The sequence below is a fragment of the Candidatus Nitrosopumilus koreensis AR1 genome (genome assembly GCF_000299365.1).
In the GTDB taxonomy this organism is placed as follows: Archaea; Thermoproteota; Nitrososphaeria; order Nitrososphaerales; family Nitrosopumilaceae; genus Nitrosopumilus; species Nitrosopumilus koreensis.
Map to the genome: position 1 here is coordinate 1,070,963 of NC_018655.1, position 26,421 is coordinate 1,097,383.

Sequence of the window (26,421 nt, forward strand, 5' to 3'; positions counted from 1 at the left end):
CACTACGATGGTAATATCATGTCCTTAAGTGAAGTTCCAGGAGCTACAAATGGCAATACGTCCTCTTCAGGATCAATTGGTATGTCAATTACAGTTGCAACATCACTGCTTAATGCATCCTTTATTGCCTTATCAAGTTCATCCATTGATTGTGCTCTAATTCCTTGAGCTCCATATGATTGTGCTAATTTAACATAATCAGGACATTTTCCTTGATCAACTCCAATCATTCTTCTGTCATAGAATGTTCTTTGCCATTGAGCTACCATACCCAATGTAAAGTTGTTTAATACAAATACAATTACTGGAATATCTTCTAACACTGCTGTTGCAAGAGAGTTTTCTGTCATTGCAAAACTACCATCTCCTGCAATGTCTACAACAGGAACATCAGGTTTTGCAACTTTGGCACCAATTGCAGCTGGAAATCCCCAACCCATCGTACCAAGTCCTGTAGAACTAAAGAAAGTTCCAGGTTGAATCACATCATAAAATAATGATGCCCACATTTGGTGTTGCCCCACTTCAGTTGTTATGATTGATTCTTTAGGTAATAATTCTCTTAATTTACGTAAAATTTTTGCTGCACCCATTTCGCCAGGATGAAGTTTCAAATTTTCTTGCCAATATGCTTTGGTCTCTTTGACATGTTTTATCCAAGGTGTTTCTTCGGTTTTTTTAATTGCTTTTTGCAAGAGTAACTTTACCATAACTCTGAGATTCATCTGCACATCACCTACTACAGCAAGTTGTGCTGTTTGGTTTTTACCAATTTCAGCAGGATCTACATCCATGTGAATGATTTTAAGATTCTTCTCAAATTCCTCAAAAGTTCCAACAGACCTATCAGAGAATCTAGTACCAATTGCCAATACACAGTCAGCCTCAGACATTATTCTGTTAGCCTCAGCATGACCGTGCATTCCAATAGGACCTAAAGATAAAGGATGATTTTCAGGAAATGCTCCTTTTCCTTTGAAAGTAGTTACTACAGGAAGCATCAATGCTTCAGCAACAGCTTGCAACTCTGCAAAAGCTGATGAAATGATTGTTCCACCACCAGCTAAGATTACAGGTTTTTGAGAATGAAGTAACATGTCAATTGCTTTTTCTACCGCAACAAGATCAGGATCAGCCCATGGATGATATCCTGGGATTTTAAATTCATCTGGGAAAACCATTTCAGCTTCATTTTGTTGAACATCTTTTGGAATGTCAATCAAAACAGGTCCAGGTCTTCCAGTTTGTGCAATGAAAAATCCTTTCTTTACAACTTCAGGAATTTCAGAAGCATGTCTTGGTTGAAATGCATATTTTACAACAGGATTTGCCATTCCAATAATATCACTTTCTTGAAATGCATCCTTTCCAATCATAGCTACAGGAACTTGTCCAGTCACTGCCACCATGGGTGCAGAATCAGCCTGTGCTGTTGCAATACCGGTAAGAATGTTAGTTGCGCCAGGTCCAGATGTTGCAAAACAAACTCCAGGTTTTCTACTTACACGTCCAAAACCATCTGCCATGTGAGCTGCAGATTGTTCATGTCGTGCCAAGATGTGTCTAATATTACATCTAGCAAATTCATCATACATTGGAAGATTTGCACCTCCCGGTAAGCCAAATACTTCCTTGACGCCTTCTTTTTCCATTGCCGTCATCAAGGCCTTTGCACCAATCATATTTTCCATATTATTCATCAAATTTCTCTCCATAATTTTAATGTGTTAAAATTTTGAGCACACTTTACAGTGTTAGGACAACTAGCAACTCTTTGCCAAATTTTACAGCTAATCTTGTGCTCATTGAAATCAAAAAATCAATCAATCTATAATTAATAAAGATTCTCTAAAGAGTAATCGTGGTTTTGCCCAAATGCGTACAGAAGATTTAAACTGATTATTTTCATATTCGAAAATGACTGTTTTTGTCAGATAGTGAAGAAATTATCAAAGTAATAGAAGCATTATTTCAGGCAGGCATTACAAAAGACACATCAATTCTAAAAGACATCCATCTAAACGATCCAAAATTTTCGAGTTTTAGTGACTTGCCACCATATGATCTTAAAGATTATCAAAATACAATAGAACTAGAAGAACTCAAGTTTGTCAGTATTTCAGATTATAGTTATGAAATCAAAAATCCAAAAATTAGTATTTTTGGAGATTCAGCTGTTGTTGCAATGGAGTTAAATCAAAAAGGAATGTTAGTGGACACAAAAGCATACACAGGAGAACACATGGAGATTAAAGGAAGAGCCACTTTTGTTTTAGTAAAGCAACCAACATGGAAAATTGCTCACATTCATCTATCAAAAATTAATGGGTGAACTAGTTCTTTTTTGGTTCTGATTTATTTTGATTAGGTTTGTTGCCTTTTGATTTGTTTTGATTAGGTTTGTTGCCTTTTGATTTGTTTTGATTAGGTTTGTTGCCTTTTGATTTGTTTTGATTAGGTTTGTTGCCTTTTGATTTGTGTTTTTTGTTTGGTCTTTCGCTAGCTAATTTTTTGTATAATTGGAAAGCCTGATCGACATTGGCATTTTGATGAACGATTGCCCTAACTGCTTTAATCATAGCTACTGGATGTTCAGATTGCCAGATGTTTCTGCCCATATCAACACCTACAGCACCACCTTTAATGGAATTGTATGTTAATTGTAATGCATCGCGTTCTGGGATTTTCTTTCCGCCCGCAACAATAATTGGGACAGGACAAGATTCAACAACTTTTTCAAAGTTTTCACAATAGTATGTTTTCACAATATGTGCACCTTGCTCAGCTGCCATTCTACAGGCCAATGAAAGATATCGAGCATCTTTACCAAGTTCTTTTCCAACTGCAGTTACAGCTAAAACAGGAATTCCATATTGTTCTGCCTCACTGACTAATTTTCCAAGATTTACAACTGTTTGGTATTCATACTTTGAGCCAACAAAGATAGACATTGCAAGAGCACTTGCATTGAGTCTAATTGCATCCTGAATTGAAACGGTAATGTCTTCCTGAGACAAATCTTCACCAATAATACTAGAACCACCAGATACTCGAAGTACCATAGGAGTATCAGTTTCTGCAGGAACAGAGGTTCTTTGAACACCTCTTGTGAGCATCAAAGAGTCACAATGTCTCAATAGAGGCGCAATCACTTTTTTTGGATTTTCTAATTTTTCAGTAGGTCCCAAAAAGTATCCATGATCAACTGCTAACATTAATGCACGATTATTATGTGGTTTAATTATTCTTGATAACCTATTTTTTAATCCCCAATCCATATCTTTTCGAATCTGAAAATGCCTTTCTTAAGCCTTTCTCATTTTGTTATGATTATTTTCATAGCATTTTCACCACTTCGTGCATGATCAAATGCCTTTTGTGTATCAGTGATTGGATATGTATGTGTGATTAATTGTTTAACATCGATTTGAGATGATTCTATAAGACGTAGTGCTTCTTTGGTGTCGTTATCAGATGCTGCATAACTAGTAACAAGCATAATTTCTTTTGAATATATTTTACTCATATCCAAATCCATTTTTGCTCCTTTTGAAGGAACACCAAACATCATTACAGCACCACCCTTTCTGACCATATCAATGGCATCTTCAAGAGCCTTAAGACTACTAGTTGCAACTATTGCGACATCAACACCTCTCCCATCAGTGTGATCCAAAATTTTTTGTTTACGTGAATCATCTGCAGAATGTATAGATTCAGTAATATTGAATTTTTTTGCAAAATCTAATCTAAAATCATTTACATCAAAACAGAAAATTTTTGAGAATTTTTTTGCTTGAGCTAACATAACGTGCATCATTCCAGTAGGGCCAACACCAAAGATTGCAGCACTGTCACCTTCCTGATGATTGTATTTTGTCCAAGCCCTAACACAACATGCGAGGGGTTCAATCATTGCAGCTTCTTCAAAACTTAAGGAATCAGATATTTTTAAGACTCCACCATGAGAAACATTCCATGCAGGAACAACAAATTGTTCAGATAGACCACAAGGAGACAGATTAGTTTCATAGTATTTTTTACACATTGTTTCATTACCATGATTGCAAAAATGACAGTCATAGCAAGGAACATGATGGTGAGTAAACACTCTGTCGCCTTTTTTGAATTCAGTTACATCAGAACCAACATCAACAATTACACCAGAAGGTTCATGTCCTAAACGCATAGAAGGTTGCCCATATTGGCCAAATACCTTTTCCAAATCAGAGCCACAGATTCCACATGCATGCATTTGAACTAATATATCGCCAGACTCTAAAGAAGGATTTTCTGTCTCAGTAACAGAAATTATTGCAGGTTCTTTAACAGATGCAGTTTTCATGATTTGACTTTAGGAAAATGAGTATAAGTAGATTAAAAAATTAAACACCAAGAATCTTTTTCAGCATTACCCGGTAATCAACTTCAGATTTTTCACTGCCAGTTGCAGGTAGTGCAAATACCAAAGTATCTTTTTCAGCTCTTAATGCAGTTAATTCGTCATTAATTGATTCTGTAATATCATCACTTACCAAAACTAGCCCTACATCAGAATCATCAGTTAGTTTCTTAATGTCATCTAAAGCCTTTTGAGGAGATTCTGAAATAATACCTGGAACGCCAGCTAATTGAAAACTAGTTACAAACGATTTGCTTCCTACAGTGAATATTTTCACAGATTCAATTCTTGCCCATTCTAATTTAACCCTTTTTGGAAGAGATTAGATCAGGAAAGATTGATTTAGTTTAAAAAATTAGTAATTTCATGGCAGAAATCGATGCTCAAAAAGATGTCTATCTGTTCTTACATGGAAAAATGGATCTTAGAGAAAAGGCAACAAATGCACTTACTGCAAAAGGATTTGCAGCTGAAAAAATAACAATGGCCTCACCAAACAAAGTAGGAAATGTAGGGGATTACATGGCAATGTTATGGAGACCACCCACACCGGATCAAATCAAGATTCAACAAATAACCAAGGTTGAAGAAGTAGAGCCAGAGGGAATGATAGGACTTTGGAAAGGGGTTTCACAAGAAGATATCGAGTCTATTCCATTAGAATAAACTCAACTAAATCCAGCACCAAAATCGGAACCTTTGTCTAATAGGTCTCCAGAATCTGAACTTTTTAGTTTTCTAAACAACAGAGTCTCATAAACCAATTTCATTGCATCGTCATCATTTAGATTGCAATCTTCTTTAATTTGGTTCTTGTATTTCTCTAGTTTTACAGGATCTTGTTCATCAAGGGAGACACCGTCATGAACCATTAGATTAGCAATTTTTTCAATTTCAGAATTTTGTTGCTCCTCATCCATGATTGTCAATAAATTTTCTGCTTATTAATACATTCTAGCAAAAGATCATTACAGATCTGAAAGTAATCCTGAAAGAAAATCAGAAAACTCATCGTCAGAAAAAATGATTTCTTCTACTTTTTTTTGATTTTGAGCAAGTTTTACAGAATCCAAATGATAGCATGTCTCTTTTCCATTTAATTTTCCAAAATAAAACCCAGGACAAGAACAATAAACACCATCAGGATCAACCCAATGTTCTTCTCCCTTACCGACAACAGTCCAAATTTTCCTTTGACTGGGTTCAAAAACATGGAGTTTTACTCGCTTTTCAGAAACCAGAGATTCTATTCTATCATGTTCTTTGTTCACAAGGGTTTAATCACATATCTGCAGTATAACTTTGATGCTGCAAATGAGAATCATACCATCAAAACCAGCATTACTTTTGGAAGGAGAAAAAAACAACTAGTAATTACAGATTTACACATAGGATTTGAAAGTAGTATGGCATCAAATGAAATTTTTATTGGCAAAAATTCAACAACTAAACAAACAATTCAAGAATTAACAGAGATAATAGAGTCTGAAAAGCCTGACTCTCTGATTTTGCTAGGAGATGTAAAGTCAAGTGTTAAAGTTATCTCAAAAAACGAATGGGATGAGGTTCCATTATTTTTTGAAAAAATTAAGGAAAAATGTGACGTGATATTAATTCCTGGAAATCATGACGCAAATATTCAGAAATTAGTCCCAGAGGGAATAACAATGATAAGTTCAACTGGAATGGTTGAAGAAAACACATTACTAACTCACGGGCACACAATGCCATCTAAGAATTTCTCTCATGTGGATAGAATAATTATGGGGCATGTTCATCCAGTTTTTTTTCAAGAAGGTTCCATAATAAATGGACAAAGAGTTTGGATTTCAATGAAAATAGAAAAAGAGATGATGTTTCCAAATAAATCCGGAGAATTAGAAATTACAATAATTCCCTCATTTAACAAGTACTTTTATGCAACTCATAGAAAAAAATACAAAAAATCAATTTCTCCAATAATTGACAGAATAAAATCAGTTGCAAAAGCAAGGATTGTTACACTTGATGGAACTATTATCGGAAATGAATCAATTATTGATCAAGTCTTATGATAATCATTCAACAGGATCATATGGTTCTATAGGATCTTTTGTTGTTTCATTATGTTGTAACCACTCCAGTGTCTTGACAAAAGAATCCGCTAATTCTAGAGTAGTAAGAACAGGTATTCCTAACTCCAAAGCCTTTCTTCTAATCTGATATTCATCATCAAGCATTCCAACATATTTTTCTAAAGACAGGGTGCTTGGAATGTTAATAATAAAATCAATTTTTTTCTCATAGAGTAGATCAGATATGTTTGGTTTTCGTTCCGGTTCCGATATCTTGTGTACTATCTCAACGTCACCAACTTTTTCTTCAAAGAATTCTGCAGTATGTTCTGTTGCTAAAATTTTGAATTTTAACTGTTTGAGTTTTGCAATAGTTGGCAAAAGTTTTTCCTTGTTTGTAGTACCACCAACAGTAACAAGGGCAGTTCCTTTTTCAGGGAGATTATATCCAACCGAAGTCAGGCCTTTTGATAGTGCATCATAAAAGCTGTTACCAAAACATGCAGCCTCACCAGTTGACTGCATTTCAACTCCTAGAGTAATATCTGCACCATCCAATTGCATAAATGAAAACTGCGGTACCTTAATTCCATAGTTGTGGATCTTTTGCCATTTGTTTTCAGGAATTTTGGGAAGAGGTTTTCCTAAAATAGCCTTGGATGCAAGTGAAATCAGGTTGGTTTTTACCAATTTCGATACAAAAGGCATTGAACGAGATGCCCTAATATTGAGTTCAATCACATAAACATGGTCATCATGAATCAGAAATTGTAGATTAAATGGACCTTTGATATTAAATGTCAATGCAATCTTTTTTGTGTATTCATTAATGGTTTCGATAATTTTGTTGTTTAAACGCCATGGCGGAATACACATCATTGCATCACCAGAATGAACTCCAGCTGAATCAATATGTTCAACTATAGCGCCAATTACAACTTCTTTTCCGTTACTTACTCCATCAACATCTACTTCAAGTGAATTTAACATGAATTTAGATATAACAACTGGATGATCAGGAGAAACGTCTGTTGCGTCTTTAACATATGTTTTTAGTTCATCTTGAGACCAAACAACTTTCATCGCAGCACCAGATAAAACATAGGAGGGTCTAACAATTACAGGAAATCCAACTTCTTGTGCAAAGTTTTTTGCTTCATTGAGATTGGAAAATGCTTGCCATTTTGGTTGCTGTATGTGAAGTTTATCAAGTTCTGCACTAAATTTTGAGCGGTCTTCAGCTCTGTCAACATCTATTGCACTTGTTCCCATAATGTTGATTCCTTTTTGTGCAAGACCAGGAGTTAAATTGTTTGCAGTCTGACCACCAACACAAGTAATGATACCTTTGGGATTTTCAAATTCTATAATGTCAAGAATCCTTTCTTGAGTCAGTTCTTCAAAGTACAATCTTGTACAGATATCATAATCGGTAGAAACAGTTTCAGGATTACAGTTTACAACTGAAACATTTTTCTCGCCATTTTCTTGCAGACCCCATACCATATTGACAGTTCCCCAATCAAACTCCACACTACTTCCAATTCTATATGGACCTGCACCTAGCACGATGATTCCTTTCTCGTCTTTAGGCACATCAATATCATTAGAATTTCCACCATAAGTCAGATAGAGGTAATTTGTAACTGCAGGCCACTCAGCAGCAAGTGTATCAATCTGTTTTACGGCAGGAATCACGCCTAGTTTTTTGCGTATTTCACGTATTTCATCAGGAGTCTTTTCTTTGACCCTAGCAATCTGCTTGTCTGAGAAGCCCATCTTTTTTGCTTCCCACATCATAGATTCATCAAGTTCTGATTCTTTGAGATGAGATTCAGTGTTAACAATATTTTGTATTTTTTCAATAAACCAAGGATCAATTGCAGATAGGTCATAGATTTTATCAACAGAGAGTCCCATCTTCAGAGCAATTGCAACATTATACAGGATTTGATCATCATGATGTGAAAGTTTGTTTTCAATTTCTTCTTCGGTGTATGTTTTTCCATTTGCACGATTCAAAACAAGTCCATCATTTCCAATATCAAGCATTCTGATTGCTTTTTGTAATGATTCTTCAAAGGTTCGGCCAACTGCCATTACTTCTCCAACAGATTTCATTGTAACTCCCAGTCTTCGATTTACTAATTCAAACTTTGAAAAATCCCATCTTGGATGTTTGCAAACAACATAATCAAGCGATGGTTCAAAGCATGCAGTTGTATTTTTGGTAATTCGGTTTACAAGTTCAGATAAATTGTAACCTAGACCAATCTTTGCAGACATGTATGCAAGTGGATATCCTGTTGCTTTACTTGCAAGAGCTGATGAACGTGAAAGGCGCGGGTTTATTTCAATTGCAACGTATCTGTCTGAATCAGAATCTAATGCATACTGTATGTTACATTCACCAACAATACCAACATGTTTTGTTGCACGCAGTGCTGCTGAACGTAACATATGATATTCGTGATTATCAATTGTTTGTGACGGTGCAACTACAATATTATCACCAGTATGCACCTTCATAGAAAGAACATTTTCCATATTACACACAATTACATTATTGCCATCATAGTCTTGCATTACTTCATATTCGATTTGTTTCCAATGGCCAATGTATTCTTCAATTAGTACTTGACCGACTAGGCTTGCTTTTAGACCCCGTTCAACAATCTCATGTAATTCAATCTCGTTGTGGGCAATACCACCACCACGTCCACCAAGAGTATAGGCTACTCGAATTATAACAGGGTATGATAGTTCTTCTGCTATCTTTTTTGCATCATCAAAGTTTGTTACAGTCTTACTTTTGAGCACAGGAACACCTGCCTCAGTCATTTGGTCTTTGAAAAGTTGCCTATCCTCAGTATTTTTGATGCCTTGTACCTGAGTTCCAAGAACATTTACCCCATATTTTTGGAGGATGCCAGCTTCTTCTAGTTTGACACCACAGTTTAGAGCAGTTTGTCCACCATATGCCAACATGATTCCATCAGGTCTTTCTTTTTCAATTATAGATTCAACATACTTGGGGGTTACAGGTAAAAGATACACTTGATCTGCAAATCTTGTATCTGTTTGAATTGTTGCAATATTTGGGTTGATTAATACACTTTTGAGTCCATCTTCACGAATTGCTTTGAGGCATTGACTTCCAGAGTAATCAAATTCTCCAGCTTCGCCAATTTTGATTGCTCCACTACCAAGTACAAGAATTTTCTTCAAAGATTCATTTATTGGCATTTTTTTATTTCTCCATTAATTTTTTGAGTTCTTCAAAAACATACTTGCAATCAAAGGGTCCAGGTGCAGCTTCAGGATGAAATTGTACTGCGATACAATTTTTTGTTTTGTGTTTGATTCCTTCAACTGTTTTATCATCTGCGTTTGTAAACCATAAATTAAATTCTGATTTTTCCAAAGATTCAGGTGTTATTCCATATCCATGATTTTGACTAGTAACATAAACTTGATTTGTTTCCAAGTTCACACATGGTTTGTTTTGACCACGGTGCCCATACTTTAGTTTGTAAGTTTCAGTGTTTCCTGCAAGTCCAATTATTTGAGCACCTAAACAAATTCCCAGTGTTGGAATATTGTTTGAAATTAATTGTTTGGCAGTATCAATTGTTGCAGGACAATTTTGTGGATCACCAGGACCACTACTAAGAACAACACCTTTTGGATTGTAAGACATTATTTTTTCATAAGATGTGTTCCATGGTACAACAATTGCTTTGTATCCAAGTTCTCGAATATTTCTAACAATTGCATTTTTTGCGCCAGTGTCAATTACAACAACTGTGTCATTTTCATCACCATAGATTTTTTCAGTTTTTGTTGAAACAGAATCCATGAATTGCTCTGTATTGTAATCAGCAGCTGCTGCCAACTCTTTTTTGACTTTATCAACATCAATCTCTTCATCTGAAACTACAAGAGCAGCCATCATGACACCGCTGCTTCGAAGTTTCTTTGTGATATCTCTTGTATCGACACCAGATATTCCAGGTACTTTTTCATTATACATCCATTCATCAAGAGTCAGGGATAGATTCCAATGACTTGCAGTAAGGGATAGTTCATGTACCACCAAGCCTCTAATTTGCATTTTGTCAGATTCAAAGAATTTGGGTATACCATCTTCATCAGCAATAGTTGGATCGGGAACACCGTAATTTCCAACTAGAGGGTAAGTTAGTGTCAAAATTTGTCCATTGTAAGAAGGATCAGTTAACGCTTCAGTATATCCAACCATTCCAGTGTTAAAGACAATTTCACCAAAAACAGTTGTAGAATAGCCAAAGCCTTCGCCATCAAAAACAGTCCCATCATCAAAGATCAGCTTTCCATACTTGTTTGCGTGGATTGATTTCTTTGTAGTAATTGTGACCCTCGTAAAGTCCACAAGAAAGCGAATTTAAGTTTTATGTGGATTTGAAAATAGAATTTTTGATCGCAAAAATTTGATTATAGTGCTTGGAACTCTTCGCTCCATTTGTGATATGCACGAATCATTTCAGTTGAAACACTTGGTTTTCTTCTTGCCATGATATCTTTGAAATCAGCTGTAGTGAGTTCTCTTGGTTGAACTGGTTCTTCACCCTCAATTGGTTCATGATAATCAGGAGCATTGAAAATCTCATGGACTGTTTTAATCTGAGCAGCTTGACATATGTCTTTGATGTCACTAGCGCTGTAACCATCAAATAGTTTTGCTAATTCAGAGGGATTAACTTTGTAGTCTTTATTTAGTTTAGCAGTGTATTGTTTGAATAGATTTTCTCGTGCTGCTTGTGTTGGTAATGATACATAAATTCTCTTTTGGAATCTTCTGAGGAAAGGCCAATCAAGACTCCAGGGTTTGTTTGTGGCACCAATTACATACATCATCAAATCTTTCCCTTTACCATTTACACCATCCATCTCAGTTAGGAATTGATTTTTGGTTCTAACTTCTCCGCCAACTTCGCTGTTTCTAGAACCCAACAGAGAGTCAACTTCATCTACAAACAAAATAACAGGCTTGCCTTCTTTTTCAGCATATTGTCTTGCCATAGAGAATAATTTTGAAACATTTTTCTCTGCCTCACCTAACCATTTGCTCATCATAGAAGATGCATCAACATTGATGAAATACCCATCCATTTCGTTTGCCGTGGCAGCTGCAAGCATTGTTTTACCAGTTCCAGGTGGCCCATAAAGTAACATTCCTTTAGGCCATCCCAATGGGAACAAATCAGGCCTTTTAGTTGGATAAACAATAGATTCACGTAATGCGCTTTTAGCATCATCCAAACCAATAACTTGGTCCCAAGTTACATCTGGTTTTTCTTTCATGATTAATTCTTCAAAATCATTTTCGTTTTCTTGTCTTTGAACAGATTTCTTTTGTTCTTCTTCAGAAGCTTTAGGATCCACTGCAGGCTCAACACCATGTGCCTGTTGTAATGCATTGATTCTATTATGATAAGAGTTACATCTTTCTTTGTAAATTTGGTTTAGTTTACTGGTAGGATATAATTGCAGTAATTTTACCAAAGCATCAATTGCATGTTGGTAATGAGCAATTGCCATGCCACGAGCGCCTTGAGAATCGAACTTGATAGCCTCAGAGGCATATTTGCTTGCAGTATTTTCTAATTCTTGGGGAGCCATACTCATCTCATATTACCTACGCAGTATTCTCTAGAGAATTTTGTTGGTATCCTACAGTGTTAATCTCTGTAGCAAAATTGGTTAAATTAATTGCACTTGTTTCATGTTCATTATATTCAGGACCGTCATGATATTTGCTCTTAAAATCAGATTTTTCTGAGATATCCACATGGATTCCCTTTACCTTGCTAATAGAATCCTCAGCGGACATTATCAGTTCAGAGATTTCATCATCCAAGTCTTCAATAGAACCAGCTGCATCTGAAATTACAGACACAAAATACTTGAGAATCGAACGCATCTCTTTTTTATCAGCATGTTTGACTAACAAGAAATCTGCAATTCCTACAATCTTGTTTAAATCTTGTAGTTCTTCTAGGGTTAATTTTTCAATGTTTTTGTCATCAGAAGATTTGGCTTCAGAAATTTTCTTATCAATTTTAGATGAAAGTGATTTTATACGTTCTAAGTCTCTTGTAAAATCACGTTTAGAGTTTAATACATTCAAGTATTACATAATTTAAAAAAATCAACATTAGGATACTGCTTACTTATTTTAGAGTCCACCATCAATTTTACTTTATCAAGCAATGTTGAAGATTCAGTGTTTGATTGACTAAAATCAAAGCTAGCGTGAGTAAGAGCTGCGGAATCAAGTACAATACTACCTAAATGGACAGAAAGTTCTGAGAGTTTTTGGCTAGAATCAGGAACCAATTCATAGAGTTGGGCACTAATTGTTCGAATAAGAGGTATAGAAGAAGGCAAAACCTTAGGGATGGATTGAATGTTTGTAATGCTTTTAGTCTTTCTTTTTGCAATAGTTAAAATCTCAAGTGAAAACGCCATTATTCGTTCAATCTCAATTGCTTGAAGATGCGTCTTGTTTGTCTCATCAAAATCAAAAACCAAATCTTTGTTTGATTGTTTCAAAGCATCTCTTTTTTGAGAAATAACAGACACAATCTCATCAAGTAAAGAAGTAGAATAATCCAATCTAGGAGTCAATGTAACAGAATGAGAAATATTTTCATTATCCATCCTCACACACTTAACCGACATGATGGTTTTCTCTAGATTTTGTATTTGAGGACGATGTCACAATTAATTTAGTAACCACAGTTACACCTGTCTGTAGATACAATTTTGATTTTTTTTGAGTATTTGTGTAAAGGAATTTAGCTCTCAATTTTACCTAATAACAAATTAACCATAATCATGGTCAATGAGCACGCATTAACAGTTAGCCTTGAAGAATTTGGCTTGAGTAAATATGAAGCACAAGCATATGTAGCATTAATTGCTAAAGGTACAATTTCAGCAGGAGAATTAGCATATTATTCAGAAATACCAAGAACCAAGATTTATCCAACTTTACTCAAACTTGAAAACAAGAAGCTGGCAATAATCTCAAAAAGTAAGCCAATAATGTGTACAGCTATTGCTCCTGAAGATGCATTTGATGGAATTATTCATGAGCAAATTAACAAAGTAAATGCAATGAACTCACTAGTATCAAACCTCAAAAAGGCAAGTGAAGAAAGTAGAAAATCAAGAGGATCAGAAGAGAAGAGATATTTTCACATTAGTGCAAATAACGTATTAGAGCAACTTCAAACCATGATTGAAGGAAGTAAATCATCAATCAAAATTATGGCAGATCAATGGGGTTTTGGATTATTGGCAGAATGTAAAGAACAGCTAGTGTCAGTCTTACGTCGAAACTTAGACGTTAAGGTATTAGTTTCACCAGCACAAATCTGCTCAGAATCATACAGAGCAATTCCAGATGGAATAGAAATCAGAGCTTCAGATACTACACAGAATTGTTTTATTTTTGATGAAACAGAATTACTAATGATAAACAATGACAATGGCAAAGCAGCAGTATTTTCATCAACAGATATTCTTGGAGTGAATCAGGAGAAAGTGTTTTCACAGGTTTGGAAAAATGCAACAAAAACAAAAGCACTTGCAGACATGACAAAAGTAGAGGCACAAGAAATTTACAAAATTATCAAAACAATAAACGAGATAGGGTTGACACATATTCTAAACTCTACAATGTTTTCAAAAAAACCAGAATTTGATTTATTCAAACTATTAGAAAAAAATGGTGTTTCTTTAAAATCAAAGTCACTAGATGATATTATTGAAATGATGGATGCAGTATTACAGATTACATGTTCAGGACATGTGAATTTTGAGGCAAACACAAAAAACATCACAGTTGAATCAAAGCTAAATAGTGGTCATTCTTTGCCATGGGTTTCAGTTTTGGATAATTGTCTACAAAAACAAGGATACAAAACAAGAAAAATTTTCCAAAACAACTCAAACAAAGGCGAAAAAGTACACATCAAAATAAGTAAAAACTAAAATCAGACTAAAAAACGCAAAATCGTATTGTCTGAAGAAAAACTCAAAGAATTAGGAATAGAGTTACCAGAAGCACCAGTTCCTGCAGGAAATTATATTCCAGCCATCAAAACAGGAAATTTACTTTTCATATCAGGTCAAATTCCACTAGAAAACGGCAAAGTAGCATATACAGGAAAAGTTTCTGATGACAATCTAGAAACTGCTCAGAAATCAGCAAAAAGTTGTGCCATAAACATACTAGCCCAAATCAAAAGAGAGGTTGGAAGTTTGGATAAAGTAACAAGAGTTGTAAGGCTGTCAGGATTTGTAAATTCAGTTCCAGAATTTTCCCAACAACCAAAAGTGATTAATCCTGCATCAGACTTGATGTTTGAAGTTTTTGGAGACAATGGAAAACATTCAAGAATTGCAGTAGGAGTTGCAAGTTTACCACTTGACTCAATGACTGAGATTGATGCAATAGTTGAGATTTCTGAATGATTTGGAAATTTTCTTAAATACATTTTCAAAGAAAATTCATCATGGTTCAGATGTGTAAAGGATTATGCGAGAGAGCAAAATCAACTTCATTTAGAAATAACCTTCGTTACAAAATCGGACAAAAATGGTGCTCTCTGTGTGCAATATTTTTTCTTACAGAAGAACACACATGTCCATGTTGCAAAACAAGATTAAGATCAAGGGCCAGAAGTAAGAAACATGACTTGCCAAGAATGTAGTCATGAAAAAGGAAAATGTCAATGTTACTGCTGCTGTTCAATTTCCCAAATAGGATGTCCCTATTGCATACCTCCAGTTCTAGCATACAGACAGATAAAAAAATTGATGAGATGACTCAGGAATAAACCTAAATGATTCAAATACCAAGACCGCCTATTGAAGTATTTAGAAGAAATAGAATCTGAAAAATATATCTCAGTTGAGACATATAAGAAAAATGGAACCCCTGTCAGAACTCCAGTATGGTTTACAATTAAGGACAATCAAATTTTTGTGGTGACTCGGGTTCAAACAGGAAAGGTAAAGCGACTTAAAAACAACACTCAAGTTAAAATTGCAACATATACAATCAAGGGCGACATTAAAGGAAAGTGGTTTTCAGGAACTGTAGAAATTTTAGATGCTGAAAAAACCAAAGATGCAATAAAGAGAAGAGACAAAAAATATGGGTTTTTTTCTAAAATGGCAAAATTCTTGACTAAAAGCAAAGGAGAACTGTTGGCATTTTCAATTAAAATAAAATGAATGGTATTTAGTTTTATCAGACACGCAAGAATTTCAAAATACTAAAAAAATCCCAGATATTTTACAATAATTATTTAATTTTTTATTTAATTCTGTAACGAATTTTTTATTTTTGGTTTTGGTATCACTGCACCACATGCTTTATCATGTCCACCACCAGAGCCGCCAAGATCGGTAGCTAACACATTAACAATTTTTCCCAAATGAACTTTACAATTTTTAGAACCACGAACTGAAACTGCATAGATTCCATGATCAACTCTTTCTTTGTATGCAACACCTACATCTTTGCCAGATAAGCCCATTACAAAATTCACAGCACCACTAGCACCAGCATCAGTAATCTCCATGTATCCAAGATTTTTCATGGTTTTCATACCTGCTTTTACTTTGGCAATCATTTGAGAAAGTTTCTCGACTTGAATTTGTGCAAACTCAAAGGTGTTGGGAATATCATGAGGGAATTTAGATTCGGCTAATTCCTCTACCAAGTATAATAGATAATCAGGTTCCTTTTGATGACCTACAATATTGTAGGTTAAAACAGTAGCACTGATGAGTGCAAATTGTCTGTCATACATTTGAAGTAATTTTGCACCCAATGGTCTATCTTCCATATAATCAGTAATGGCAGCACATGTTGCAACAAAAGTTGCATGTTCATTTAATTTTGATTTAAAGGCATTGTAAACTTGAACAGTAGTACATTCATTTATGTCATGGATCACTTTGACTTTGATTTTTTGTAGCGATTTTACAACATCAGGATCAATATCATGATGATCAATATAGGTAATGGAGACCTTATTTTTTCTCAAAGATTTCATAATATCAATAAATTCATCTTGAGTCTTTTTACTTAGACCCAAATCACAAATGTATAATGATTTTAGTTTTTCATCGTTAACTACTTGTTGTAATGCTTCCATTTGTCCTGGATAGTCTACTAATATTGCATCACCACCAAATGCTTGTCGAATTAATGCTGCAGAGCTAATACCGTCAGCATCTTCTTTATGAGAAATACAAATTACTTTAGTACGCTTTAATGTTTTTTTTGTAGTTGTTTTTTTAGGTGTTTTTTTTGCAGTTTTGTTTTTTAGGTTGTTTTTTTGTCAGTTGTTTTTTTAGGTGTTTTTTTTGTCAGTTGTTTTTTTAGGTGTTTTTTTTGCAGTTGTTTTTTTGGTAACAGATTTCTTTGTTTTTTGATGCAGCCAACATCAAGAAAAATTACAATCCCTCATTTAAATGAAGAATGATGCTAAGATTTTCTAGATGGTTTTTTGATACTTTGATTTATCAGAGAACTTGAATCAAGATATACTTCATAAAGGGAAAGACCTTCCATCTGGTTTTGATGATCAATTTCTTGAATTTTTTTCAATTCATCATCAGATGCATTAAGTACTAGATCATCAAGTTTTTGCAAATTTTTACGCTCATCAGGAGTCATTTAATTTTTGATTAAAAATTCTCATTTAGGGTCAAAAGTTGGTATATTAGACTAATTACTAAATTTCATAGACACCGTTTTAGCTAAAATATAATAGAAGAATTTTTGCTAGGCTTAGTATGGAGACAAAAAACATAGGTTTGAGAGGAATAGAGGTTGCAGATACAAGAATTTCAAACATTGATGGTGAAAAAGGCAAGTTAATTTACAGAGGATTTGATATTTTAGATCTTACAAAAAATTCAACATTTGAGGAAACAGCGTATTTACTGCTGTATGACAACCTACCAACAAAAGCTCAACTAGACGAATTTAATTCAAAACTTGTTGAGGCAAGGTACATTCCAAAACAGATGCAAAAAAACATGGGAAATTGGAGAAAAGATGCCGATCCTATGGACATGCTTCAGGCATTTGTTTCAGCACTTGCAGGATATTATGATGAAGAGTTTTCAAATAAAGAAGCAAGTTATGAAAAGGCAATCAATCTAATTGCCAAGGTACCTACAATAATCGCAAGTTGGCAGAGGATTAGAAACGGATTACCAATTGTAGACCCTGATTCATCTCTAAGCCATGCAGCAAATTTCCTGTATATGATGTCAGGAGAAAAACCAGATCCTGAAGTAGAGAAGATTTTTGATGTATGTTTAATTTTGCATGCAGACCACACATTCAATGCATCAACATTTACAGCTAGACAGGTTGCATCAACAAGGGCTCACATGTATTCAGCAGCCAGTGCCGCAATAGGAGCATTAAGTGGAGAATTACACGGAGGAGCTAACACAGAAGTCATGAAGATGTTATTGGAAATTCAAGAAATTGAAAAAGTTGAGCCTTGGATTAAAGAAAAAATGAGAGCAGGTGAAAGAATCATGGGAATGGGTCATGCAGTGTATAGAACATATGATCCTAGAGCACAAGTACTAAAAGAATTATCAAGAAAACTTGCTGAAAAAACTAAAGAGCCATGGTTTGACATGACAGAAAAAATTGAAACAACAACTATTTCTGAAATGAAATTACAAAAAGGAAAAGATATCTATCCAAATGTGGATTTGTATAGTGCATCAATTTACTATATGCTAAAAATTCCAGTTGATTTGAATACACCGATTTTTGCAATATCCAGAGTTGTCGGATGGGCAGCCCATATTATAGAAGAAAAGTTTGCAGAAGCTGCACCAAAACCAGCACTATACAGACCAAAAGCAACGTATGTTGGAAAATATTGCGGTCCAGAGGGTTGTGAATACAAAACACTAGACTTGAGAAAATAATTTTAGTTTCTTGTACTAAGCCAATCTTTAGCTTTAGAATTTACATCATGTTTGTACAACACTTCAAAAACCATATCATAAAATGTGATTCCTTTTTTTTGTGCCTGTTCATCAAGCCACTTTATTCCATCTGCTAATTCAGGATCATATTCAGAAAATTCTACTAATTCATCGACCATTTTTGAAAAGAAGGCGTGAGATTCAAGCATAACTACACCTTTCAATCTTTGATCATAAGTGGGGGATTCAAAATATATTGACAAAGAACCACTTTTTGGATGACAATTGAACCATATTTTTTATTTTGATGGAAATAGCGAAAAAATTTCATGGACTGTAGAAACTAGTGATTCTGTTGTTAAACAAGATAGAGAACATGTTCAAATGTACAAAAACAAAGTGACAGATTTACAATCAAAATACATTGCATTTCATGTGGGTTTGTTTTGGGCAATTGGAACATTCATCATAAAAAATGAAGACAGTATCAAAGTAAAATGTAACGAAAAAATATTGATTGATCATTTTGAATCTAATCAAGAACCAGATGATAATTTTATCAAAAAGAGAATGCAATTCATAAAACAATTAATTTCGCAAAGAAAATTAAAAATAAAATTTGAATTAATGTAATCAGAAAAAATGCAAAAGAGCTTAAGACCAAAAACGAGTAGTTACTTGGTGACAGCTCAATTGCGTTGTATGATGTTATTACATTATAGAATCATAAAAGAAATAATTGTTCAACTTCATTGACAATAGTCAATGTTGCATTAGAGCGATCATGTGGAATTTTCAATGAATTTTCAGAAAATTTGAAAAAATTTGAACAAAAATCAAATATCAAATTTTGAAAACGGAAAATAAAAAATATTTCAGTAATAATGAAGACTAGATTTATTTAGTATACATCGAATTTGAGATCAATTATGGCAGGTATAGACAAAGCTGCAATTGGATGGTCAATTGCGATTGTAGTCATAGGAGTAGCTATAGCATTTGCAGGTCAATCAGGTCAAGATCTAAGCATTGCAGTAAATACACCTACGATTGTAAAAGACACAGCATCTGAAATGACATCAGCAACAAAAGAAGTTGTTGATCCATTTGCAGATATTGCAGCTAAAGTAAAAGAAAATCCTAAAGAAGTGATGAAAGAAGCTGAAAAAGCAACCTCAGACATAGCTAAAGAAGCTGAAGAAGTTGTTGAAGACATAGGTGAAACTATCAAAGAAGAGACTGAAAAACACGCACCAGGTCCAGAAACTCACACAGTTAACATTCCAGCAGGAACTTCAGTTCCAGGATGTGAAGAAACTAACGCATGTTACTTACCAGCAGACATCATAATATTTGCTGGAGACACAGTAGAATGGGTTAATGGAGACACAGCAGCACACACAGTTACTGGCGGAAGTCCAGCAGATGGACCATCTGGTGTCTTTGACAGCAGTCTAGTAATGGGTTCAGCATCTTATTCATTCACATTCAATGATGCAGGAAGTTATGATTACTTCTGTATGGTACATCCATGGATGGTTGGAAACGTTCAAGTGAACTAACCAAAATTTTCCTTTTTTCTTATTTTATCTGATTTTTTCTTATAGTTCTGTTATATGCCACACCAAATCTATGAGTCTCATCTCTAACATGTTGTAAAATTTTCAAAGAAGGTTTATTTTTTGCAATAATAACAGGTTTTTTGTTTTTTGGAACATAAACTTCTTCATTTTCTTTTGCCAAAGAGATGCAAGGAAGTTTCAGACCAAGTGACTGTAAAGACTTTGTAGCAGCACTAAGTTGTCCTTTACCACCATCAATTACCACCAAATCAGGTAATTCAGAATTTTCTTCTAATAATCTATAATATCTTCTTTTAATGACTTCGCCAATCATGGCAAAATCATCTCTACCAGATACTGTTTTAATTTTGAATTTTCTATATCCTGATTTGTGTGGTTTACCTCCAACAAACCTAGCCATTGATCCTACAGCAAAGTCTTCACCATGATTTGAAATGTCAAAACATTCAATGATGTTTGGTGTTTCAGGAAGATTGAGAATTTCTTTTAGTTCAGCTAGTCCAGGTTCACCTCCTTTTGAATGGATAAGTTTGATATTTTTTAGAATCAGATTCATGATATCTTTTTTCTTACCTTTGTTAGGAGTGGAAATTTTTACAGAAAACCCAGCTTGCTCCGAAAGTAAAGATTCTAAAAGTTTTTGATTTTCAGGAAGTTCACTAACAATAATGAATTTTGGGATTTTATGTGTAGAATAGTATTGATAAAGAAAATTTGAAAAAGAATTATCACCAACTAAATCAAAAAAGAATTTGTCGCTATCTCGAATCACACCATTGATCATTCTAAAATTCATTACAGTGGCAGATTGTTCTTGAATCCCTATACCAAAATATTCTTCATCAGAATTTTCAACATACTCCATTTTTTGTTTTGTTTGGAGACTACCTAGTCGAATCAAGGTGTCACGGATGTCTTTTGCACGCTCAAATTGTTGCAGATCAGCTGCCTGATGCATCTCTTCTTCTAATTTTTTGGTAAAAATTTTGGTTTGATTTTTTCCTTTAAGCACTTCTTCCAAGGCAGCAACATGTTTTGAGTATCGGTCTTGAGCAGCCTTAAATTCACATGGGCCTTCACAGTTTCCCAAGTGATATTCAAGGCAGACTTTTTTTGGCAGAGTTTTACAAATTCTAATTTGAAATGCCTTACGTAATGCACCTATTGTAAGTAATTTAGAACTACCCTGAGTAAACGGGCCAAAAGTTTTTCCCTTGCCCAAGAATTTTCCATCCCTAGTACGTCTTGCAACCAACAACCTAGGGTATTTTTCATCAGAAATTCTAAGGTAGGTGTATCGTTGTTGATCTTTTAATTCAATATTAAATCTTGGACGATACTTTTTGATCATATTTGATTCTAAAAGAAATGCTTCACTTTCATTATCAGTCAGAACAAATTCAATATCAGAAATATTTTGAACTAGTTTTTGTGTTTTGTAGTTTTGATTTTTTAAAAAATATGACTTTACACGCTTTTTGAGATTTTTTGCTTTTCCAATGTAAATTATTTTTCCATCAGAATCTTTCATCAAATAGATGCCAGGATCAGTAGGAATTGTAATCTTAGAAATATCAAAAGTCATTTTTTCACTAGTTTTTTGAGATATTTTCCAGTATAACTTCCAGGAGCTTTTGCAATGTCTTTTGGAGTACCAGTAGCAACTATTCTGCCGCCTTCATCTCCACCTTCAGGACCTAAGTCAATTATCCAATCTGAATTTTTGATGACATCCATATTGTGTTCAATTACTACAACAGTGTTTCCAAGATTTACCAATCGATTAAGAACATCCAGTAATTTTTGTACATCTGCAAAGTGAAGTCCAGTTGTAGGCTCATCTAGAATATACATTGTCTTTCCAGTGCCTCGTTTTGATAATTCTGAGGCTAATTTTACTCTTTGAGCCTCACCTCCAGACAGAGTGGTAGAGGATTGTCCAAGCTTAATGTATCCCAATCCGACATCAAAAATTGTTTGTAATTTTCGTTTGATAGCAGGAACATTTTCAAAAAAGTTCAGAGCCTCATATACAGTCATATCCAAAACATCAGAAATATTTTTTCCTTTGTATAGAACAGATAAAGTTTCAGAATTGTAACGTTTTCCTTTACATTCATCACACTTTACATAAACATCAGAAAGAAATTGCATCTCAATTTGTTTTACTCCATCACCATCACATGCAAAACATCTTCCATCTGCAACGTTAAATGAGAATTGTCCAGGTGCGTATCCACGTTCTTTTGATAATTCAGTATTTGCATATAATTCTCTAATAGGTGTAAATGCACCAATGTATGTTGCAGGATTTGAACGAGGGGTTCGTCCAATTGGAGATTGATCAATTGCAATAACTTTATCGATATTTTCCAAACCAACAATCTTTTTGTGATTTCCAGGCTTTACATTAGATTTGTAAAAATGGTTTTCTAATGCCTTGAGCAAAATATCATTAATTAAAGTGGATTTTCCAGAACCTGAAACTCCAGTTACAGATACAAAAAGACCCAAAGGAATCTCAACATCAATGTCTTTAAGATTATTTTCAGATGCTTTTTGCACGACAAGAGAGCCAGAATTATTTCGAATTTTGTCTTGCAATGTAATTAACGAATTGTCTTTAAGATAATCACCAGTCACAGATTTGTGGCCATCAAGTATTTGATTGACTGTTCCTTCAAAAACTACACTTCCACCATTTACTCCAGCCCCGGGACCCAAATCAACCATCCAATCTGAATTTCGTATAACTTCTTCGTCATGCTCCACTACAATTACTGTATTTCCCAGATTTCGTAGCTTATTTAGCGTTTTAATTAGTCTTGCATTATCTCTTTGATGAAGACCAATAGTAGGTTCATCAAGAACATACAAGACACCAGTAAGATTAGAACCAATTTGTGTGGCAAGTCTAATTCTTTGAGATTCACCGCCAGACAATGTTGAACTTAATCGATTCAGTGTAAGATAATTCAAACCAACATTCATTAAAAATTCAAGTCGTTCTTTAATTTCTTTTAGAACATCTCTTGCAATGTATTGTTCATTTTCAGTTAACTTTAATGTAGAAAAGAAATCATAACAATGATCAATTGATAAATCACAAACATCCATAATTCCTTTATCATTAATTTTAACGGCAAGAGATTCAGGTTTGAGTTTTTTTCCATTACAAGCATTACATGGAGTATCTCTCATGAATTGTTTTAACCATTCACGTTTTGATTCAGAATCAGTTTCCATAAAAACACGTTGAAGATTAGATAAAACTCCTTCAAAGGCATTGGTATATTGCCATGACGAGTCCCCGGATTTTGAACGATAGTTAAAGTCAATTAAATCATCGGTTCCATACAAAATAATTTGTAGGTGTTTTGATTTTATTTTATTCATAGGAGTCATCAAGTCAAAGCCAAACTTTTTTCCAACTGCTCTTAATGCTTGTCGCCTAAATGATGAAAATCTTCCACTCCAAGGAACAATTGCCCCATCCAAAATGGATTTTGTTTTATCTGGAATAACCAAGTCAGGATCAAATTCCATTTTAACACCAAGACCGTTACATTCTTTGCACAAACCAAATGGTGAATTAAAAGAAAAATTTCGAGGTTCTAATTCACCTACAGTTAACCCACAGTAAGGACAAGCATTGTTTTGAGAGAAAATTTTTTCATCCTTCTCAGATGCAATCATGACATCTCCTTTGGATGCCTTGATTGCAGTCTGTATAGCCTCAAATAATCTTGAGCGCTCTGATTTTTCAGTAGTAATTCTGTCTACTACAATCTCAATATTGTGCCATTTTTGCCTGTCAAGTGGAGGAATCTCCTCATCTAGGCTCAAAATATCACCATTTAGGCGCATTCTAGAATATCCATCCTTTTTGATTTGTTCAAATAATTTTTCATATGTTCCTTTTTCCTTTGAATAATAGGTGATAAAACTAGGATTTTTTTTCCGGAAAATTCTCTTAGAACAGAATCACAAATAGTCTCGACTGACTGTGTTGAGATTTTTCGTCCACAATTAGTACAATAGGGGATACCAATTCTTGCATAAAGCAACCTCATGTAATCGTAGATTTCAGTAGTAGTTCCTACAGTGGAACGGGGATTTTTGCTAGTAGTTTTTTGTTGTATTGAAATTGCAGGAGACAAACCTTCAATTGAATCGACATCAGGTTTATCCATCATTTCTAAAAATTGGCGAGCATATGCAGAAAGGGATTCAACATATCGTCGCTGGCCTTCAGCATAAATTGTATCAAATGCTAAAGTAGATTTTCCAGAACCAGACAATCCACTAATTACAACTAATTTGTTTTTGGGGATATCAATATCAATATTTTTCAGATTATGGTGACGCGCACCACGAATTTTTAATTTATTTTCGGTCATTTTTTAGTTGAATCTCCTTTTCCAGTCTTTTTATTCTATCCCTACACTCAATTGCACGTTCAAAGTCCAATTCTTCAGAATATTTTTTCATCTGAGATTCCAAATCAATAATATCAGCTGCAATATCATGTGTTGATTTTAATTTTGAATCATCTAGTGTTGTTACCTGTTCTGGAACAGATTTGATGATTGTCTTTGGGGTAATGTTATGATCTTTGTTGTATTTGATTTGTTTTTCTCGACGACGTTTGGTTTCATCCATTGCATTTTTCATAGAGTTAGTAATATTATCAGCATACATGATTACATTTCCATTTTCATTTCTTGCAGCTCTACCAAATGTTTGAATCAAACTGGTAAAATTTCTAAGAAAGCCTTCCTTATCAGCATCCAAAATGGCAACTAGTGATACTTCAGGTATATCCAACCCTTCCCTAAGCAAGTTTATTCCAACTAGAACATCAAATTCTCCAAGACGCAATTGTCGTATTAACTCTGTTCTCTGCAACCCTTCGATTTCAGAGTGCATGTATCGCACTCGTACTTGTTTTTTAGATAGATATTCAGCCAAATCTTCGGCCATCCTTTTAGTCAGAGTGGTGACCAAAACACGCTCAGAGTTTGCTACTTTTTTGTTGATTTCTTGTATTAGGTCATCCATTTGGTTTTTTGTAGGCCTAATTTCGACTTTAGGGTCTAACAATCCAGTAGGTCTGACAAGTTGTTCTGCAATTTGCGTAGAAATTTTCTTCTCATAGTCGGCAGGAGTTGCTGAAACAAATATGGTGTTTTGAATATACTTTTCAAATTCTTCAAATTTCAATGGACGGTTATCATATGCACTGGGTAGTCTGAATCCATAAGTAACTAATTCTTTTTTACGAGAATGATCACCTTTGTACATTCCATGTAATTGTGGTAATGTAACATGAGATTCATCAATTACCAGCAAATAATCATCTCCAAAAAAATCCATCAAACAAAATGCTTTTTCTCCAGGTTTACGTCCATCAAAATGTCGAGAATAGTTTTCAATTCCAGAGCAATATCCTAATTCCTCAATCATTTCCAAATCATATTTTGTTCTCATTTCAAGTCTTTGTTTTTCTAATTCGTTTAATTCAGGTAGACGTTTTTTTAGTTCATCTTTAATTGATTGTACTGCCTTTTTTCTAACATCTTTTGCAATAAGATAGTGTTTTGCAGGAAAAATCTTCATTTGATTAATTTTCTTTTTTCTTTTAATGAAACATGATCAAGTATAGAGATCTTTTCAACTTCATCACCAAACATAGAAATTCGAATAAGATCTTCAGAATATGCAGGAGTAATGTCAATAGTGTCACCTTTTACCCTAAAATTTCCAGGGGCCACTTCAGTATCATTTCTTTCATATCTAGCATCAATTAATTGTCTAATGAGTTCATTTCGTTTAATCTCATCACCAGAATTAACAGTGATTGCTAAGTCTTCCCAATCTTGTGGATTTCCAAGAGAGTAGATACACGAAACAGTTGAGACGATTATTGTAGGCTCACCTGAAAGCAACATCGCAGTTGCCTCCAACCTTAGTTTTTCAATTTTTTCATTAATTTGAGTATCTTTTTCAATATAGGTATCAGTTTGAGGAAGATAACTTTCAGGTTGATAATAGTCATAATATGAAACAAAATATCCAACATTGTTTTTTGGGAAGAATTGTTTTAGTTCTGAATACAGTTGGGCAGCAAGAGTTTTGTTATGAGATATGACTAGAGTATTTTTGCCTGTTCTTGCAATAACATTTGCAACAGAAAATGTCTTACCACTACCAGTAACTCCCAATAATGTCTGAACAGTCTTGTTTTTAACACCTTGAACTAATTGGTCAATTGCCTGAGGCTGATCACCTGTAGGTACATACTCAGATGCTAATTCAAATTGAGTTGTTTGTTCCAACATGTACAATCCCTGAAAAC

25 protein-coding genes and 3 pseudogenes are annotated in these 26,421 nt (G+C 34.4%); 10 read left to right on the forward strand and 18 right to left on the reverse strand.

Annotation, left to right across the window (positions count from 1 at the left end; genetic code table 11):
- Window positions 1-2: 2 nt before the first annotated feature.
- On the reverse strand, window positions 3-1,700 hold the full coding sequence (gene ilvB, locus NKOR_RS06410) for a biosynthetic-type acetolactate synthase large subunit (protein ID WP_232202936.1): 1,698 nt from the start codon (window positions 1,698-1,700) through the stop codon (window positions 3-5).
- 227 nt (window positions 1,701-1,927) lie between these two features.
- Between ilvB and NKOR_RS06415 the strand changes: the two genes are divergently transcribed.
- Complete coding sequence (locus NKOR_RS06415) at window positions 1,928-2,332, forward strand: YybH family protein (protein WP_014963552.1); 405 nt, start codon at window positions 1,928-1,930, stop codon at window positions 2,330-2,332.
- 1 nt (window position 2,333) lies between these two features.
- Here the strand turns inward: NKOR_RS06415 and lsrF are convergent, their stop codons facing one another.
- Genes lsrF through NKOR_RS06430 form a run of 3 tightly spaced genes read right to left on the reverse strand, consistent with a single transcriptional unit; the run spans window position 2,334 to window position 4,679 of the window.
- Window positions 2,334-3,278, reverse strand: a complete 945-nt coding sequence (lsrF, locus tag NKOR_RS06420) for a 3-hydroxy-5-phosphonooxypentane-2,4-dione thiolase (RefSeq protein ID WP_014963553.1) — start codon at window positions 3,276-3,278, stop codon at window positions 2,334-2,336.
- 38 nt (window positions 3,279-3,316) lie between these two features.
- Window positions 3,317-4,345 (reverse strand): zinc-dependent dehydrogenase, encoded by a 1,029-nt coding sequence (locus NKOR_RS06425; RefSeq protein WP_014963554.1) that lies wholly within the window; start codon window positions 4,343-4,345, stop codon window positions 3,317-3,319.
- A 40-nt stretch (window positions 4,346-4,385) separates the two neighbouring features.
- Window positions 4,386-4,679: a V-type ATP synthase subunit F gene (locus NKOR_RS06430; protein WP_014963555.1), complete on the reverse strand. Its 294-nt coding sequence runs from the start codon at window positions 4,677-4,679 to the stop codon at window positions 4,386-4,388.
- Window positions 4,680-4,768: 89 nt separating this feature from the next.
- Here NKOR_RS06430 and NKOR_RS06435 point away from each other — a divergent pair, with 89 nt between their 5' ends.
- Window positions 4,769-5,068, forward strand: a complete 300-nt coding sequence (locus NKOR_RS06435; RefSeq protein ID WP_014963556.1) for a hypothetical protein — start codon at window positions 4,769-4,771, stop codon at window positions 5,066-5,068.
- Between the two features lie 2 nt (window positions 5,069-5,070).
- On the opposite strand, the gene NKOR_RS06440 is transcribed toward NKOR_RS06435, so the two are convergent.
- Both NKOR_RS06440 and NKOR_RS06445 read right to left on the reverse strand, forming a co-directional pair.
- On the reverse strand, window positions 5,071-5,322 hold the full coding sequence (locus tag NKOR_RS06440; RefSeq protein ID WP_014963557.1) for a hypothetical protein: 252 nt from the start codon (window positions 5,320-5,322) through the stop codon (window positions 5,071-5,073).
- A 48-nt stretch (window positions 5,323-5,370) separates the two neighbouring features.
- On the reverse strand, window positions 5,371-5,673 hold the full coding sequence (locus NKOR_RS06445) for a hypothetical protein (RefSeq protein WP_014963558.1): 303 nt from the start codon (window positions 5,671-5,673) through the stop codon (window positions 5,371-5,373).
- A 34-nt stretch (window positions 5,674-5,707) separates the two neighbouring features.
- Here NKOR_RS06445 and NKOR_RS06450 point away from each other — a divergent pair.
- A pseudogene (locus NKOR_RS06450) lies at window positions 5,708-6,456 on the forward strand (metallophosphoesterase).
- A gap of 3 nt (window positions 6,457-6,459) precedes the next feature.
- On the opposite strand, the gene carB reads toward NKOR_RS06450, so the two are convergent.
- The 5 genes from carB to NKOR_RS06475 all read right to left on the reverse strand — a co-directional run bounded on the left by carB (window position 6,460) and on the right by NKOR_RS06475 (window position 13,158).
- Window positions 6,460-9,702: a carbamoyl-phosphate synthase (glutamine-hydrolyzing) large subunit gene (carB, locus tag NKOR_RS06455; protein WP_014963560.1), complete on the reverse strand. Its 3,243-nt coding sequence runs from the start codon at window positions 9,700-9,702 to the stop codon at window positions 6,460-6,462.
- Between the two features lie 4 nt (window positions 9,703-9,706).
- Window positions 9,707-10,867 (reverse strand): glutamine-hydrolyzing carbamoyl-phosphate synthase small subunit, encoded by a 1,161-nt coding sequence (gene carA, locus NKOR_RS06460; RefSeq protein WP_014963561.1) that lies wholly within the window; start codon window positions 10,865-10,867, stop codon window positions 9,707-9,709.
- 62 nt (window positions 10,868-10,929) lie between these two features.
- Window positions 10,930-12,123 (reverse strand): AAA family ATPase, encoded by a 1,194-nt coding sequence (locus NKOR_RS06465; protein ID WP_016939276.1) that lies wholly within the window; start codon window positions 12,121-12,123, stop codon window positions 10,930-10,932.
- Window positions 12,124-12,133: 10 nt separating this feature from the next.
- On the reverse strand, window positions 12,134-12,625 hold the full coding sequence (locus tag NKOR_RS06470) for a hypothetical protein (protein ID WP_014963563.1): 492 nt from the start codon (window positions 12,623-12,625) through the stop codon (window positions 12,134-12,136).
- A complete protein-coding gene (locus tag NKOR_RS06475) occupies window positions 12,622-13,158 on the reverse strand; it encodes a hypothetical protein (protein ID WP_014963564.1) in 537 nt (178 codons plus the stop codon). Before NKOR_RS06475 ends, NKOR_RS06470 begins: the two co-directional genes overlap by 4 nt.
- A 177-nt stretch (window positions 13,159-13,335) precedes the next feature.
- Here NKOR_RS06475 and NKOR_RS06480 point away from each other — a divergent pair, with 177 nt between their 5' ends.
- The 4 genes from NKOR_RS06480 (at window position 13,336) to NKOR_RS06495 (ending at window position 15,744) form a co-directional block, all read left to right on the forward strand.
- On the forward strand, window positions 13,336-14,496 hold the full coding sequence (locus tag NKOR_RS06480; protein ID WP_014963565.1) for a TrmB family transcriptional regulator: 1,161 nt from the start codon (window positions 13,336-13,338) through the stop codon (window positions 14,494-14,496).
- Between the two features lie 27 nt (window positions 14,497-14,523).
- A complete protein-coding gene (locus NKOR_RS06485) occupies window positions 14,524-14,979 on the forward strand; it encodes a RidA family protein (protein ID WP_014963566.1) in 456 nt (151 codons plus the stop codon).
- Between the two features lie 41 nt (window positions 14,980-15,020).
- Window positions 15,021-15,218 carry a hypothetical protein gene (locus tag NKOR_RS06490; RefSeq protein WP_014963567.1) on the forward strand — a complete coding sequence of 66 codons (198 nt, stop codon included), beginning with the start codon at window positions 15,021-15,023 and terminating at the stop codon, window positions 15,216-15,218.
- 157 nt (window positions 15,219-15,375) lie between these two features.
- Entirely contained in the window at window positions 15,376-15,744 is a 369-nt protein-coding gene (locus NKOR_RS06495) for a PPOX class F420-dependent oxidoreductase (RefSeq protein ID WP_014963568.1), read from the forward strand.
- 33 nt (window positions 15,745-15,777) lie between these two features.
- Here the strand turns inward: NKOR_RS06495 and NKOR_RS06500 are convergent.
- Together NKOR_RS06500 and NKOR_RS06505 are read right to left on the reverse strand one after the other, a co-directional pair.
- Window positions 15,778-16,958: pseudogene (locus NKOR_RS06500) on the reverse strand (DHHA1 domain-containing protein).
- A gap of 47 nt (window positions 16,959-17,005) precedes the next feature.
- Entirely contained in the window at window positions 17,006-17,197 is a 192-nt protein-coding gene (locus tag NKOR_RS06505; protein WP_014963570.1) for a hypothetical protein, read from the reverse strand.
- 119 nt (window positions 17,198-17,316) lie between these two features.
- Here NKOR_RS06505 and NKOR_RS06510 point away from each other — a divergent pair, with 119 nt between their 5' ends.
- The gene (locus NKOR_RS06510; protein ID WP_014963571.1) at window positions 17,317-18,480 is read left to right on the forward strand and encodes a citrate synthase; all 1,164 of its coding nucleotides are present in this window, start codon (window positions 17,317-17,319) and stop codon (window positions 18,478-18,480) included.
- A 2-nt stretch (window positions 18,481-18,482) separates the two neighbouring features.
- Here NKOR_RS06510 and NKOR_RS06515 read toward each other — a convergent pair whose 3' ends face one another.
- Window positions 18,483-18,689 (reverse strand): hypothetical protein, encoded by a 207-nt coding sequence (locus NKOR_RS06515; protein WP_012215483.1) that lies wholly within the window; start codon window positions 18,687-18,689, stop codon window positions 18,483-18,485.
- 76 nt (window positions 18,690-18,765) lie between these two features.
- On the opposite strand from NKOR_RS06515, the gene NKOR_RS06520 reads away from it, so the two are divergent.
- Window positions 18,766-19,113, forward strand: coding sequence for a hypothetical protein (locus NKOR_RS06520; protein ID WP_014963573.1), 348 nt, complete (start codon window positions 18,766-18,768; stop codon window positions 19,111-19,113).
- A 296-nt stretch (window positions 19,114-19,409) separates the two neighbouring features.
- Window positions 19,410-20,042 (forward strand): plastocyanin/azurin family copper-binding protein, encoded by a 633-nt coding sequence (locus tag NKOR_RS06525; RefSeq protein ID WP_014963574.1) that lies wholly within the window; start codon window positions 19,410-19,412, stop codon window positions 20,040-20,042.
- Window positions 20,043-20,061: 19 nt separating this feature from the next.
- On the opposite strand, the gene uvrC is transcribed toward NKOR_RS06525, so the two are convergent.
- The 4 genes and pseudogenes from uvrC to NKOR_RS10600 form a co-directional block, all read right to left on the reverse strand.
- Window positions 20,062-21,648, reverse strand: coding sequence for an excinuclease ABC subunit UvrC (gene uvrC, locus NKOR_RS06530; protein ID WP_014963575.1), 1,587 nt, complete (start codon window positions 21,646-21,648; stop codon window positions 20,062-20,064).
- Window positions 21,645-24,463: pseudogene (uvrA, locus tag NKOR_RS06535) on the reverse strand (excinuclease ABC subunit UvrA). The gene uvrC and the pseudogene uvrA overlap by 4 nt, the downstream one beginning before the upstream one ends.
- Window positions 24,450-25,682 carry a helicase-related protein gene (locus NKOR_RS10595; RefSeq protein ID WP_274513107.1) on the reverse strand — a complete coding sequence of 411 codons (1,233 nt, stop codon included), beginning with the start codon at window positions 25,680-25,682 and terminating at the stop codon, window positions 24,450-24,452. Before NKOR_RS10595 ends, uvrA begins: the two are co-directional and overlap by 14 nt.
- Window positions 25,679-26,404 (reverse strand): DEAD/DEAH box helicase family protein, encoded by a 726-nt coding sequence (locus NKOR_RS10600; protein WP_274513108.1) that lies wholly within the window; start codon window positions 26,402-26,404, stop codon window positions 25,679-25,681. Before NKOR_RS10600 ends, NKOR_RS10595 begins: the two co-directional genes overlap by 4 nt.
- Between the last annotated feature and the right edge of the window lie 17 nt (window positions 26,405-26,421).

Coding starts and splice junctions, on each gene's coding strand:
- NKOR_RS06505 (WP_014963570.1), bottom strand. CDS start 17,197: ATGACTCCTGATGAGCGTAAAAATTTGCAAAAACTTGATGATCTAGTA.
- NKOR_RS06510 (WP_014963571.1), top strand. CDS start 17,317: ATGGAGACAAAAAACATAGGTTTGAGAGGAATAGAGGTTGCAGATACA.
- carB (WP_014963560.1), bottom strand. CDS start 9,702: ATGCCAATAAATGAATCTTTGAAGAAAATTCTTGTACTTGGTAGTGGA.
- NKOR_RS06525 (WP_014963574.1), top strand. CDS start 19,410: ATGGCAGGTATAGACAAAGCTGCAATTGGATGGTCAATTGCGATTGTA.
- lsrF (WP_014963553.1), bottom strand. CDS start 3,278: ATGGATTGGGGATTAAAAAATAGGTTATCAAGAATAATTAAACCACAT.
- NKOR_RS06425 (WP_014963554.1), bottom strand. CDS start 4,345: ATGAAAACTGCATCTGTTAAAGAACCTGCAATAATTTCTGTTACTGAG.
- ilvB (WP_232202936.1), bottom strand. CDS start 1,700: ATGAATAATATGGAAAATATGATTGGTGCAAAGGCCTTGATGACGGCA.
- NKOR_RS06465 (WP_016939276.1), bottom strand. CDS start 12,123: ATGAGTATGGCTCCCCAAGAATTAGAAAATACTGCAAGCAAATATGCC.
- uvrC (WP_014963575.1), bottom strand. CDS start 21,648: ATGACTTTTGATATTTCTAAGATTACAATTCCTACTGATCCTGGCATC.
- NKOR_RS06475 (WP_014963564.1), bottom strand. CDS start 13,158: ATGGATAATGAAAATATTTCTCATTCTGTTACATTGACTCCTAGATTG.
- NKOR_RS10595 (WP_274513107.1), bottom strand. CDS start 25,682: ATGAAGATTTTTCCTGCAAAACACTATCTTATTGCAAAAGATGTTAGA.
- NKOR_RS06515 (WP_012215483.1), bottom strand. CDS start 18,689: ATGCTTGAATCTCACGCCTTCTTTTCAAAAATGGTCGATGAATTAGTA.
- NKOR_RS06490 (WP_014963567.1), top strand. CDS start 15,021: ATGGTTCAGATGTGTAAAGGATTATGCGAGAGAGCAAAATCAACTTCA.
- NKOR_RS10600 (WP_274513108.1), bottom strand. CDS start 26,404: ATGTTGGAACAAACAACTCAATTTGAATTAGCATCTGAGTATGTACCT.
- NKOR_RS06435 (WP_014963556.1), top strand. CDS start 4,769: ATGGCAGAAATCGATGCTCAAAAAGATGTCTATCTGTTCTTACATGGA.
- NKOR_RS06480 (WP_014963565.1), top strand. CDS start 13,336: ATGGTCAATGAGCACGCATTAACAGTTAGCCTTGAAGAATTTGGCTTG.
- NKOR_RS06440 (WP_014963557.1), bottom strand. CDS start 5,322: ATGGATGAGGAGCAACAAAATTCTGAAATTGAAAAAATTGCTAATCTA.